The organism is Cellulomonas sp. P5_C6 (assembly GCF_054049635.1).
Genome location: NZ_JBFULZ010000021.1, coordinates 19,478 through 31,765 on the forward strand (window position 1 = coordinate 19,478; position 12,288 = coordinate 31,765).

General features: G+C 73.0%; 11 protein-coding genes. 8 read left to right on the top strand and 3 right to left on the bottom strand.

What is annotated here, in order from left to right:
• The first annotated feature begins 19 nt into the window (after positions 1-19).
• Entirely contained in the window at positions 20-988 is a 969-nt protein-coding gene (locus tag ACXJKG_RS04155; RefSeq protein ID WP_456844500.1) for a DnaJ C-terminal domain-containing protein, read from the top strand.
• 2 nt (positions 989-990) lie between these two features.
• Positions 991-1,413: a heat shock protein transcriptional repressor HspR gene (locus ACXJKG_RS04160; protein WP_456844501.1), complete on the top strand. Its 423-nt coding sequence runs from the start codon at positions 991-993 to the stop codon at positions 1,411-1,413.
• 60 nt (positions 1,414-1,473) lie between these two features.
• Here ACXJKG_RS04160 and ACXJKG_RS04165 read toward each other — a convergent pair whose 3' ends face one another.
• Complete coding sequence (locus ACXJKG_RS04165) at positions 1,474-2,490, bottom strand: LPXTG cell wall anchor domain-containing protein (RefSeq protein ID WP_456844502.1); 1,017 nt, start codon at positions 2,488-2,490, stop codon at positions 1,474-1,476.
• Positions 2,491-2,743: 253 nt separating this feature from the next.
• Here ACXJKG_RS04165 and ACXJKG_RS04170 point away from each other — a divergent pair, with 253 nt between their 5' ends.
• Positions 2,744-3,964 (top strand): aminotransferase class V-fold PLP-dependent enzyme, encoded by a 1,221-nt coding sequence (locus ACXJKG_RS04170; protein ID WP_456844503.1) that lies wholly within the window; start codon positions 2,744-2,746, stop codon positions 3,962-3,964.
• A 123-nt stretch (positions 3,965-4,087) separates the two neighbouring features.
• On the opposite strand, the gene ACXJKG_RS04175 is transcribed toward ACXJKG_RS04170, so the two are convergent.
• Positions 4,088-4,789, bottom strand: coding sequence for a GntR family transcriptional regulator (locus ACXJKG_RS04175; RefSeq protein WP_456844504.1), 702 nt, complete (start codon positions 4,787-4,789; stop codon positions 4,088-4,090).
• Between the two features lie 118 nt (positions 4,790-4,907).
• Here ACXJKG_RS04175 and ACXJKG_RS04180 point away from each other — a divergent pair, with 118 nt between their 5' ends.
• The 5 genes from ACXJKG_RS04180 to ACXJKG_RS04200 all read left to right on the top strand — a co-directional run bounded on the left by ACXJKG_RS04180 (position 4,908) and on the right by ACXJKG_RS04200 (position 9,770).
• Positions 4,908-5,996: a DUF1989 domain-containing protein gene (locus ACXJKG_RS04180; RefSeq protein WP_456844505.1), complete on the top strand. Its 1,089-nt coding sequence runs from the start codon at positions 4,908-4,910 to the stop codon at positions 5,994-5,996.
• Positions 5,989-6,639: a flavin reductase family protein gene (locus ACXJKG_RS04185; RefSeq protein WP_456844506.1), complete on the top strand. Its 651-nt coding sequence runs from the start codon at positions 5,989-5,991 to the stop codon at positions 6,637-6,639. The genes ACXJKG_RS04180 and ACXJKG_RS04185 overlap by 8 nt, the downstream gene beginning before the upstream one ends.
• Before the next feature lie 41 nt (positions 6,640-6,680).
• The gene (locus ACXJKG_RS04190) at positions 6,681-7,865 is read left to right on the top strand and encodes an ABC transporter substrate-binding protein (RefSeq protein WP_456844507.1); all 1,185 of its coding nucleotides are present in this window, start codon (positions 6,681-6,683) and stop codon (positions 7,863-7,865) included.
• 88 nt (positions 7,866-7,953) lie between these two features.
• Complete coding sequence (locus ACXJKG_RS04195; RefSeq protein WP_456844508.1) at positions 7,954-8,937, top strand: ATP-binding cassette domain-containing protein; 984 nt, start codon at positions 7,954-7,956, stop codon at positions 8,935-8,937.
• Positions 8,937-9,770 (top strand): ABC transporter permease, encoded by an 834-nt coding sequence (locus ACXJKG_RS04200; protein WP_456844509.1) that lies wholly within the window; start codon positions 8,937-8,939, stop codon positions 9,768-9,770. The genes ACXJKG_RS04195 and ACXJKG_RS04200 overlap by 1 nt, the downstream gene beginning before the upstream one ends.
• Before the next feature lie 67 nt (positions 9,771-9,837).
• Here the strand turns inward: ACXJKG_RS04200 and ACXJKG_RS04205 are convergent.
• On the bottom strand, positions 9,838-12,288 hold a 2,451-nt coding region (locus tag ACXJKG_RS04205), incomplete at its 5' end, for an ATP-binding protein (RefSeq protein ID WP_456844510.1).

Genomic DNA, 12,288 nt, shown 5'->3' on the forward strand with positions numbered 1-12,288 from the left:
AGATCAAGGAAGGAGCGGCGTGACCGGACAGGACTGGCTCGAGAAGGACTTCTACTCGGTCCTCGGCGTCCCCAAGGATGCCGACGCCGCGACCATCAAGAAGGCGTACCGCAAGCTCGCGCGCCAGATGCACCCCGACCACAACCCCGGCGACGCCAAGGCGGAGGCCCGGTTCAAGGACGTCGGCGAGGCCTACGCGGTGCTGTCGGACACCGAGCAGCGCGGCCAGTACGACCAGCTGCGCGCCATGGCCGGCGGCCCCCGGTTCACGTCCGGCGGGCGCGGCGGCGCGGGTTTCGACGACGTCTTCGGCGGCATGTTCGGCGGCGGCCAGCAGGGCGGGCGCGTCCGCTACACCAACGCTCCCGGCGGCGCGGCCGGCTTCGAGGACATCCTCGGCGGCCTGTTCGGCAACGGCGGCGCCGGCGGGTTCGCGCCCGGCCCCCAGCAGGGTGCCGACCTGGCCACGAGTGCGACCCTGCCCTTCCGGCAGGCGGTCGAGGGCTCGACCGTGTCGCTGAGCGTCGAGGGTCGGACCGTGAACGCCCGCATCCCGGCGGGTGTCCGCGACGGCCAGAAGATCCGCCTGCGCGGCAAGGGTCGTCCCGGCGACCGCGGCGGTCCGGCGGGCGACCTGGTCATCACCGTCCGCGTGACCCCGCACCCGGTCTTCTCGCTCGACGGCGACAACCTGCGGATCACCGTCCCGGTCGCGTTCGACGAGGCCGCGCTGGGCGCGACGATCGAGGTGCCGACGCTGGACGGGTCCACCGTCCGGGTCCGCGTGCCCGAGGGCACGCCGTCCGGCCGGGCCCTGCGCGTCAAGGGCCGCGGGGTCCCCGGCACGAAGGGCGACCTGCTGATCACCGTCCAGGTCGTCGTCCCGCAGCGGCTGAACCCCGCCGCGCGCGAGGCGGTCCAGGCCTTCGGCATCGCGACGTCCGGTGAGGACGTGCGCGCCGGCCTGCTCGACGCGGCGAAGACGTAGCCATGCCCGCCGAGGACGCCAAGGTCTACGTGATCTCGGTCGCCGCCGAGCTGGCCGGCATGCACCCGCAGACCCTGCGCCAGTACGACCGGCTCGGGCTGGTGACGCCGAGCCGGGCSAGCGGCCGCGGMMGGCGCTACTCGTTGCGGGACATCGCGACSCTGYGCGAGGTGCAGCGGCTGTCGCAGGACGAGGGCGTGAACCTGGCCGGCATCAAGCGGATCCTCGAGCTCGAGGCGGAGCTCGAGGGTCTGCGCCGCCAGATCGAGTACCTGCGAGCCTTCGTCGAGCCGGGCCGCCGCGTCTTCACGGCCGACCCGACGGGCGCCGTCGAGGCCGTCAGCCGCACGGCCAGCCGCAGCCGCCGCCCGACCACGACGGCCGACCGCGCCGCCATCGTCCTCTGGCGACCGAGCTCGCGCTGAGCCCCGGAACGACACCAGGCCGACCGGAAGGATCCGGTCGGCCTGGCGGTCGTGCAGGTGTCAGGCGCGACGGCGACGGGCGAGCAGGACGCCGCCGATCCCCGCGACCAGGAGCGCGCCGGCCAGGGCGGCCGTCGGCACGTTCTGCGAGCCCGTCGCCGCGAGCTCGGCGCCGGCCTGCGCCGAGGCGCTCGGCGAGGGAGCGGCCGCGGCGGGCGCCGAGACGCTCGGGGTGGCCGACGGGGTCGCGGCGGGCGCGGCGAACGGGGTCACGAGCGAGCTGTCCGTGATCTCGATCTTCCAGTCCCCGTCGGGGTCCGCGAGGCCGGTGGAGTCGGAGTAGGCGCCGGCGCGGGCGCGCACGAACGGCACGAACTCCGTGCTGGCGTCGCCGGGGAGGGTGCCGGTGTAGCTGGGCGGCACGTCCGCCGAGACGAACGACGTCACCACGTCACCCGCGGCGTCGAGCGGGACGACGGTGCCCGTCCAGGTGCCGTCGGCCTCGATCGTGACCGTGTAGCGCTCGGTCGAGATCTGGTCCATGGCGGTGCCGTCGGCGCTGTCGTTCGGCAGCACGCAGTGCTCGCCGGGCCCGAAGACGAAGGCGCCGCCGACGAAGAACTTGTCGTTGCTGCAGAACGCCATGCCGCCGACGCCGGAGCCGGCGCCCTGGTTGTCCTGGCCCCAGATGACCGGGTCCTGGTCGTGCGCGGGGCTGGCCAGGGGCGTGCCCTGGACGACGGTCTCGCTCGGGACGACCCGCAGGAAGCCGACGGCGTAGAGGTTCGCCGGGGAGATCGACGGGTCGTTCCAGTTGGTCGCGTTCGGGTTCGCCGCGATGGTCGTCGTGAACGTGACGCTCTCACCCGCGGCGAGGTCGGACAGCGAGAAGCCGAGGGTCGGGTCGTACTGGAAGTACGCCGGGCGCGTGGTGCCGTCCGTCGTCGAGGCGCGCGGGCCGCTGGCGACCCCGTCGTACCCGGTGGGGCCGGCGACGGCGGCCGCGGGGCCGGCGAGCGCGAAGGTCAGGGGGACTGCGGCGACTGCGCCGAGCGTGAGGGCGAGTGAGCGCCGCATGGGAGAGCCTTTCGAGACAGAGTCTTGGACGGACGTCCAAATGCTCCCGCCAGTGAATCATCGGCCGCCCACAGCCCCCGCATGGCGAGCGCATACCATGTCCGTTCCCTGCCGGGACCTCCCAACTCGCTGGCCGTCGCTGTGGCCGATCTCACATCCCGCGCCACCCGAGACCGGCACGCGGAGCGGGGGCAGCCACTTCCTCGCAGGTGGCCATGGGGCCGACGACGGGCCCTGCCTAGACTCTCGGACCGTGACGACCGACCTGGACCGCGCCGACCTCGACCTCGACCTCGATCGCGCCGACCTCGACCTCGACCTCGATCGCGCCCGGCGCGACACCCCCGGCATCGACCACGTCGCGCACCTCAACAACGCGGGCGGCGCCCTGCGCCCGAGCGTGGTGACCGACACGGTCGTCGCGCACCTGCGCCGGGAGGCGGAGATCGGCCCGTACGAGGCCGAGGAGGAGTCGGAGGACCGGGTCGCGGCGGTCTACGACTCGGTCGCGACRCTCGTCGGCGCCCGCCGCGAAGAGATCGCGCTGGTGCAGAGCGCGACGGCCGCGTGGAACGTCGCGTTCGCCTCCCTGAGCATCGAGCCCGGTCAGCGCATCCTCACCGCGCGCACGGAGTACATCAGCAACGCCATCGGTCTGCTGCAGGCGTGCGAGCGCACGGGCGCGACCCTCGAGGTGATCGAGGACGACGAGCACGGCCAGGTGGACCTCGACCAGCTGGAGCGCCGGCTCGACGACGACGTCGCCCTCGTCGCTCTGACCCACGTCCCGACCGGCGGCGGCGTGATCAACCCGGCGGCGGAGGTCGGCGTCCTCACCCGCCGGGCGGGGGTCCCGTTCCTGCTGGACGCGTGCCAGTCGGTCGGACAGCTGCACGTCGACGTCGAGGAGCTCGGGTGCGACCTCCTGGCGGCGACCGGACGCAAGTTCCTGCGCGGCCCCCGCGGCACCGGTTTCCTCTACGCGTCACGCGAGATCACGCCGCGGCTGGTCCCGCCCGTGCTCGGCCTGGGCGCGGCGCGGTGGACGTCGCCGACCACCTACGAGGTCGTGCCGGCCGCCCTGCGCTTCGAGACCTGGGAGCGGTCGATCGCGGACAACCTCGGCCTCGGCGCGGCCGTCGACTACGCGCTCTCGTTCGGTCTGCCGGCGATCGAGCAGCGTGTCACCGCCCTCGCCGAGCGCCTCCGCGACGACCTCGCGGGGCTCCCGGGCGTCACCGTGCGCGACAAGGGCGTGCGGCGGTCGGGCATCGTCACCTTCACGGTCGACGGGCAGTCCGCCGACGAGGTCCGCGCCCGCGTCTCGGCGGCGGGCGTGAACGTGAGCGTCACGCGCGTCTCGTCGGCCCAGCTCGACTTCGGTGCCCGCGGCCTGACCGAGGTCGTCCGTGCGTCCCCGCACTACTACACGTCCGACGAGGAGCTCGACCGCCTGCTCACCGCTCTGCGCTGACCGGCGCGACGTCCGCACGATCGGTCGTCGGGACGCGCGATCCTGCGGACGTCCGGCGGGAACGGTGGTGCGTCGGGGCGCGCGAGCCTGCGGACGTCCGGGTGGGGAGCCCGGCGCGGCGGCTCAGTAGCGGCGGAGCACCGCGGCCAGGTCGAGCTGCGCGCCGTCGTCGACGTCGGACAGGGTGCGCTCCTCGACGGCGGCGATGTGCTGCACGACKAGCGCCTCGGCCCCGTCGGCGTCGCCGGCCGCGAGCAGCTCGACCAGGCGCTGGTGCTCGGCGACGGACCCGCGCTGGTCGTGGTCGCGCCCGTGCACGGCGAGGATCAGGGCGCAGCGCCAGATGACCTCGCTGAGGTAGCGCTCGAGCAGGGCGTTGCCGCTGAGCTCGGCGAGCAGGATGTGGAACTCGGCGCCGAGCCGGCCGGACACCTGTGGGCGCGGCGTCCCGGCGGCCGCCAGCTCCCGGTCGACGTGCGCGCTCAGCGTCACGCCCATCGACGGCCGCCAGTCGGTCGCGATGCGCCGCACCGCCTGGCGCTCCAGGCAGCGGCGCACCTCGAAGGTCTCCTTCGCCTCCGTCAGTGACGGGTCGGCGACCAGGGCGGACTTCGCCTTGCCGGTCTCCACGAGCCCGGCCGCGGTGAGTCGCGCGAGCGTGCCGCGGATCAGCGTGCGGCTGACGCCGTACTGCTGCGCGAGCAGGTCCTCGGGCAGGCGCGTCCCGGGCGGGAGCGCCGCCTCGACGATGGCGGACCGCAGGCTCAGGAAGGCGACGTTGGCGCGGTCGGCGGGTCGCGCCGACGCGGCGGGCTGGCTGTCCATGGCGCCACCGTATACGGGCATGGGCCGACGAAACGCGATCGCAATCCACCTTTCACGGATACGAAACCAGCATGTTCGGTATACCAACTACCTTCGCTCTGTATACGAAAGGGAGTTCATGCCGCACATCACTGTTCGCCTCACCGACCAGCAGCACGAGCTGGTCGAGGCGTCCCTGCACGCCCGCGAGGCCGAGGACGCGTCGGCGCTGGTGCGCCTGGCCTTGCGCGAGTCGGCCACGGCCGTCGTCGGCCGCCCGCACCCGCGCTCCACGGGGACCCCCTGGCGCTGGTGGGACGCGATCGAGGCGTCCGACGACCGCGCGATCCTGCAGGAGCTCGTGCTCGAGCCCGGGACCGGCAAGGCGATCGAGGTCCGCGCGGGGCAGATCCTGCGGGTCGAGCAGGTCAGGGGCGACCAGTGCGTCGACCTCAACGTCTTCAACCTGCACGACTACCGCGAGTTCATGCACGTGGGCCGCACGCGGACGTTGCACGGCACCAACCCGAGCGCGGGCACGTTCCTGTGGTCGGCACCGCCGCGGGAGCGGGCGCTGATGTACCTGCAGACCGACACCGCCGGCATCAACGACACCCTGTTCCCGCGGTGCTCCGCGAACATGTACGAGTCGCTGCACGGCTTCGCGGAGCACACCAACTGCGCCGACATCCAGGCGGAGGCCCAGCGCGAGTACGGCCTGACGCCGGACGACGTGCACGACTCGTTCAACCTCTTCATGGCGACGCGCGTCGTCGACGGGATGCCCGAGATCCTGCGCCAGTCGACCGCCCCGGGCGACCACGTGGAGCTCCTCGCGCTGGTCGACGTGCTGGCGGTCCCCAACATCTGCGGCAACGACATCCTGGGCACCAGCAACTTCTCGCTCGACCCCGTGAAGGTCCAGGTGCTGGCGGCCACCCGGTCGGAGATCGACGCGGTCCCCGCCCTGCAGAGCTACGCCACCCAGCGCACAGCCGCCGACTTCCGCCAGCCCGTCATCCGCACCGAGCGCGCGCTGCGGCGGGTGCCCGACTACGAGCCGGCGTTCGCGCGGACCCCGGTCCGGCTGGTCGAGGTGCCCGTCGACCTGGACGAGGCCGACGCCGCTCACCTCGCGGCCGTGCGCGACGGCACGCGCTACGCCGACGACGACGGCGCCGCGCTGCGCGACATCCTGCTGACCTGGTGGGGCGCGACGCATGCCTGAGGGCCTCGACATCGACTTCGACTCGCTCGGCGCCTACGAGCGCTACAAGCTCATGGCCAGCCTGATCGTGCCCCGCCCCATCGCGCTGGTGACGACGACGAGCCCCGACGGTGTGGTCAACGCGGCGCCGTTCAGCATGTTCGGGATGGTCGGCGAGGACCCGCCGCTGCTGATGATCAGCGTCAACCGGCTCGAGGACGGCGCGCAGAAGGACACCGCCGCCAACCTCGACGCCACCGGCGAGTTCGTCGTGCACATCCCCGACGAGGCCATGGCCGCGCGCATGCACCAGTGCGGTCAGTCGTACCCGGCCGACGTCGACGAGCTGGCGATGGTCGGCCTGACGCCCACCCCGGCCCATCGCGTGCGCCCGCCCCGGATCGCCGAGGCCCCCGTCGCCTTCGAGTGCACCGTGCACGAGCGGATCCTCACCGCCAGCCGCCAGGTCTACCTGGGCCGGATCCGCCACCTGCACGCGGCGCCCGGGCTGATCGACACCGACCGCTGGCGCGTGATGCTCCAGGACTTCCACCCGGTGGGCCGCTTCGGCGCCAGCTTCTACGTGACCACGGGCGACCGCTTCTCGCTCGCTTCCGACGCCGCCGGCACACCCGTGTCGGCGACCGACATCGACCAGCTCTGACACCAGCTCTGACCCTCCCGCCCCCCGAAGGAGAATCAACCATGGCCCTCTCCCGACTGCGCCTCGGCGCGGCCGCCCTCACCGGCGCTCTGCTGACCCTCTCGGTCGCCGCGTGCGCCGGCAACGCCCCCGCGTCCGCGGACACCCCGAGCAGCACCGACGCCGCGATCGGAGCCGTCGACCTCAGCGACGTCTGCCCCGCGACCGTGGTGATCCAGACGGACTGGAACCCGCAGGCGGAGCAGGGCGGCCTCTACCAGCTGCTCGGCCCGAACCCGACCATCGACGCCGACGCCAAGGTGGTCCGCGGACCGCTCTACGCGAGCGGCGAGTACACGGGCGTCGACGTGGAGGTCCGCGCCGGCGGCCCCGCGATCGGCTTCACGCCGGTCCCGTCGCAGATGTACTCGGACAAGGACGTGCTGCTCGGCTGGGTGAACACGGACGAGGCGGTGCAGAACTCGGTCGCGATGCCGACCACGGCGGTGCTGGCCACCTTCGAGAAGGCGCCGTGGATGATCATGTGGGACCCGGCGACGTACCCCGACGTGCAGACGATCAAGGACCTGAGCAGCACCGACGCCACGGTCCGCTACTTCGCCGGCGCCACCTGGATGGAGTACCTCACGGGCTCGGGCCAGCTGCGCGAGGACCAGATCGACGGCTCCTACGACGGCACCCCGGCCAACTTCGTCGCCGCCCAGGGCAAGGACGCGCAGCAGGGCTTCGCCACCGACGAGCCGTACGTCTACCAGAACGAGCTCCCGTCCTGGGGCAAGCCGGTCGACTACCAGCTCATCGCCGACACGGGGTACCCGCTGTACGCGGTCGCCCTCTCGGTCCGCACCGAGGACGTCACGAAGCAGGCCGACTGCCTCAAGAAGCTCATCCCGGTCGTCCAGCAGGCGACGGTCGACTACTTCGCCGACCCGACGACGGCCAACGCGCTCGTCGTCGAGGCCGTCGAGAAGTTCAACACCGGCTGGGTCTACGACGCCGGGCAGGCGGCCGACGGCACGACCCAGCAGATCGACCTCGGCATCGTCGCCAACGGCGCGGACGGCACGTTCGGCAGCTTCGACGAGGCCCGGGTGCAGAAGATCCTCGACATCGCGACGCCGATCCTCACCAAGGACGGCACCCCGCCGGCCGACGGCCTGACGGCGACGGACCTGTTCACCAACGCGTTCCTCGACCCGACGATCGCCCTGCCCGCCGCGGGCTGAGCCGACGGACCGACGCTGACACGGGCCTCGCCGGCCCGTGTCAGCGGCATGTCGGTCCTCTGTCAGCCGGGTCCGTCAGGCTGGCGTCATGACACAAGACCTGGTGATCGAGGCCCACGGCCTCGTCAAGCATTTCGGCGAGACGAAGGCCCTCCAGGGCGTCGACCTCGCCGTCGCTCGCGGCACCGTCCTCGGTGTGCTCGGCCCCAACGGTGCCGGCAAGACGACCGCGGTCCGCATCCTGTCCACCCTGCTCACCCCCGATGCCGGCACGGCCCGGATCGGCGGGTTCGACGTCGTCAAGGACGCCGTCAAGGTCCGCCAGTCGATCGGCCTCACCGGCCAGTACGCGTCCGTCGACGAGGACCTCTCCGGCCGCCAGAACCTCCAGCTCTTCGGCATGCTGCTGGACCTGGGCAAGACCAACGCCCGCGCCCGCGCCGCCGAGCTGCTCGAGTGGTTCGACCTGACCGCCGCGGCCGACCGGCCCGCCAAGACCTACTCCGGTGGCATGCGCCGCCGCCTCGACCTCGCGGCGAGCCTCGTCGGCCGCCCCGACGTCATCTTCCTCGACGAGCCGACCACCGGCCTGGACCCGTCCAAGCGCGAGGACATGTGGGACGTCGTCCGCACCCTGGTCAACGAGGGCTCGACCGTGCTTCTCACCACGCAGTACCTGGAGGAGGCCGACGCGCTGGCCGACGAGATCACGGTCATCGACCACGGTCGCGTCATCGCGCACGACACCCCCGACGGCCTCAAGCGGATCGTCGGCGGGCAGACCCTCGAGGTCCGCCCCGCCGACCTGACCCGCCTCGAGGAGACCGCGACCATCCTGGCGCAGGTGTCCTCCGACGGCCGGGCCGAGGAGATCCGCAAGGGCGTCCTCGCGGTCCCGGTGGCCGACGACTCCGCGCTGACGGCCACGGTCTCGCGCCTGGCGAGCGTCGGCATCGGCGTCACCGAGCTCTCCCTGCACCTGCCCAGCCTCGACGAGGTGTTCTTCACCCTCACGGGTCGCACCGCGTCGGCGGACGACACGACCGTCACCGAAGACAAGGAGGTGGCGTGATGACCACCGCTACCGCACCGCGCAGCGCCATCGCACCCCACACCCCGTCGCCGGCGGCCGTCGTCAAGAAGCGGCCGTTCCCGCTGGTCCGCCACTCCCTCCAGCTGGCCAAGCGCAGCCTGATCAAGACGATGCGCACGCCCGAGGCGCTCATCGACGTCACGCTGCAGCCGGCGATCTTCCTGGTGATCTTCGTCTACATCTTCGGCGGGGCCGTCGCGGGGAGCACCCAGACGTACCTGCAGTTCCTGCTGCCGGGCATCCTGGCGCAGACCATCGCGACGGGCGCCATCGCCATCGGCGTCAACCTCAACACCGACATGGAGAAGGGCATCTTCGACCGGTTCAAGTCGCTGCCCATCCCCCGGTCGGCACCGCTGGTCGGCGCCGTGTTCGGTGACGTGGTCCGCTACGTCATCGTCATCCTGTCGACGTTCCTCGTCGGCTACCTGATGGGCTTCCGGATCCTCACCAACCCGCTCAGCGCGCTGGCCGGCTGCCTGCTGGCGATCGTCTTCGCGCTGTCCCTGAGCTGGGTGTCCGTCTTCGTCGGGATGAAGGTCCGGACGTCGGGTGCCGTGCAGGGGATCATGTTCCTGATCATCATGCCGCTGAGCTTCGCGTCGAACGTGTTCGTGCCCGCGGGCTCGCTGCCCAGCTGGATGCAGAGCTTCGTCGCGTGGAACCCGCTCACGCACCTCGTGGCAGCCATGCGCGGCTTCTTCCTCGGGGTCCCGATGGGCAACAGCGTCTACTACACGCTGCTCTGGTGCCTCGGCCTGGTCGTGGTGTTCATGCCGCTGGCCATGCGGGCGTACCGCAAGAAGGTCTGACCGGACCAGCACGACCCGAAGGGCGACCAGGCACGCGCCGGGTCGCCCTTCGGCGTTCGTCCCACCGTCAGACCTGGGTGGGCGTGAGCTCCCGGATCCGGGCGGCGGCCGCGGTCGACGGCCGGTCGCGCCAGACGGAGAGCCGGCGCTCCCGCTCCTCGTCGTCGCCCAGCAGGTCGGCCAGCGGCCCGTCCGTGCCGAGCTGGAAGAGCATCACGAGGTTGGCGCCGAGCCGCATGCCGAGCGCCCAGAGCTCCCGTGCGTCGTCGGCGTCCCCGCGCTGGGCTGCGAGCTCCGCGAGGCCGAGGGCGAACGAGCCGAGCACGGGCATGTCCTGGGTCTCCAGGGCTTCCGGGGCGGCGGCGGTGAAGAGCTCGACGGCGTGCGCCACGGCGTCCTCGCCCCGGCCGGCCCGAAGTCCGCCCACCCGCAGGTGGACCACGGCGGTGGCCACGCGGAAGGCGATGCGGGCCTGCGCGAGCGGGATCGACATCGACCCCACGAGCGCGGACGCGGACTCCGCATGGGCCAGCGCGTCGTCCGCGCGCCCGGTCTGCCATGCGACGTGGGCCAGGCCGATCATGGCCTGCGCCGCGTCCATGTCGTCGACCTGGGAGGACGTCGTCACCTCGCGGAGCCGGACCAGGGCCTCCTCGTCACCCTCGAGCGCCCACTGGATGTCGAGCATCACGCGGATGCTCCGGACGTCCTGCATCGCCCCGACCAGCTCGAGGTGGCGCACGCCGCGGACCAGCCACTCCTGGGCGTCGTCGGACCCGCGCGCGGCCTCCCACTGGCCGACCCCCTGGGCCGCCATCCCCATGCCCCAGTGGTCGCCGATCGACTCGAACTGCTGGTAGGCCGCGCGTGCGTCGCTGCTGGACATGGCCGGGTCCCCGGCGTTCTCCCGGACGGCGGCGCGCATGAACAGGCCGAGCCCGTGCAGGAACGCGTCGTCGCTGGCGATGAGCCGGGCCGCCGCGGTCAGGCTGAGCTCGACGTCGGTGGACCCGAGCGCGGGCATCGCCGCGGTGAGCGACGTCATGCGGGCCGAGACCTCGCGGGGCCGCTCGGCGAGGACGATCCGGAGGGCGCGCCACGCCAGGGCCACGAGGCGCATCGACACGGAGACACCGGCGTTGACGGCCGAGAACAGGCAGGTCGCGGCGAGCCGGTCCGCGTCGGGCAGCGGCCGACCGGAGACGCGACCGAGGAACAGCGCGGACGTCCGGCGGGCCGCGGGGGCGTCGGCCAGCAGGACCCGGCGCGCCCACTCGATGACCTCGGCGTGCAGGCCCCGCACGCTCCAGAGGTGGAACAGCGCCGCACTGATGTCGACGGCTCCGGCGGCGTCGTCGTGCTCGACGGCCCACCGCAGCGCCGCAAGGAACGTCTCCTGCTCGGTCGCGCACCGGTCGAACGCGCGGACCTGCGCGGACCCGACGAACATCGCGCCCAGCCGCACGGCCTCGGCCGCGGACCAGCGCACGAGCCCCCGCATCGCCTCGCCGCGGTGCCCGGACGCGTCGAGCCGCGCCTCGCCGTACTCGCGCACGGTCTCGAGCATCCGGTAGCGGGCCGGGCCGTCGTCGTGCTCGTCGAGCGTCAGCAGCGACTGCTCGACCAGCGTGGCCAGCCCTCGGCGGACGGCCGCGGCCGGCGTGCCCGCGACGGAGACGGCGGTCTCGGCGGTGAACGGCGCCGGGATGACCGCGAGCCGCTGCAGCAGGTCACGGTCGGCGGGGTCGAGCAGCTCGCGGCTCCAGTCGACCATCGCCCACAGGCTCGCGTGCCGCTCGGGCAGGCCGCGCAGGGCGTCGTCCAGCAGCGCGAACCGGTCGCTCAGCCCGTCGAGCACGTCCTGGACCGTCATCGCCCGCAGCCGCGCCGCGGCCAGCTCGAGTGCGAGGGGGAGGTTGTCCAGGCGGTGGCACAGCTGCAGGGCGAGGTCGGGGTCCCAGCCGACGCTAGCCCGCCCGGCGCGGGCGCGGGTCTCCAGCAGCTCGAGCGCGTCGGCGTCGGGCAGCGCGCGCAGGCGGTGCACGGACTCGCCGACCAGGCCGAGGGGCGCGCGGCTGGTCGCGAGGACGACGACGTCCGACGACGCCACGGCGAGCAGGTCTCCGATCACGACGGCGGCGGCGTCGAGCACGTGCTCGCAGTTGTCCAGCACGAGCAGACCGTCGAGGTCCTGGGCGGCGAGCCGCAGGCGGTCCTCCGGGGTGAGCAGGCGGCGGTCGGCGGTCATGTCCGCGCGGGCCGCCGTGACGTCCGAACCGCCGATCGCCGCGAGGACCGTCGGCAGCACCTCCGCGGGCGCGCRCAGGCCCGCGAGCTCGATGACCCGCACGGAGCGGCCCGACGCCGCAGCCCGCCGGGCCACCTCGCCGGCCAGCCGGGTCTTGCCGGCGCCGCCGGTCGCGACGATCGTGACCAGCGCGGACGTCGCCAGCGCCTGCTCGACCTGCGCGACGTCGGCATCACGGCCGACCAGCGCGGTCGCCGGCCTGCGCCACGC

Excerpts from the sequence above, each read along its gene's own strand:
- ACXJKG_RS04200 (WP_456844509.1), top strand. The coding sequence starts at position 8,937 with ATGACCACCGCTACCGCACCGCGCAGCGCCATCGCACCCCACACCCCG.
- ACXJKG_RS04190 (WP_456844507.1), top strand. The coding sequence starts at position 6,681 with ATGGCCCTCTCCCGACTGCGCCTCGGCGCGGCCGCCCTCACCGGCGCT.
- ACXJKG_RS04185 (WP_456844506.1), top strand. The coding sequence starts at position 5,989 with ATGCCTGAGGGCCTCGACATCGACTTCGACTCGCTCGGCGCCTACGAG.
- ACXJKG_RS04195 (WP_456844508.1), top strand. The coding sequence starts at position 7,954 with ATGACACAAGACCTGGTGATCGAGGCCCACGGCCTCGTCAAGCATTTC.
- ACXJKG_RS04165 (WP_456844502.1), bottom strand. The coding sequence starts at position 2,490 with ATGCGGCGCTCACTCGCCCTCACGCTCGGCGCAGTCGCCGCAGTCCCC.
- ACXJKG_RS04180 (WP_456844505.1), top strand. The coding sequence starts at position 4,908 with ATGCCGCACATCACTGTTCGCCTCACCGACCAGCAGCACGAGCTGGTC.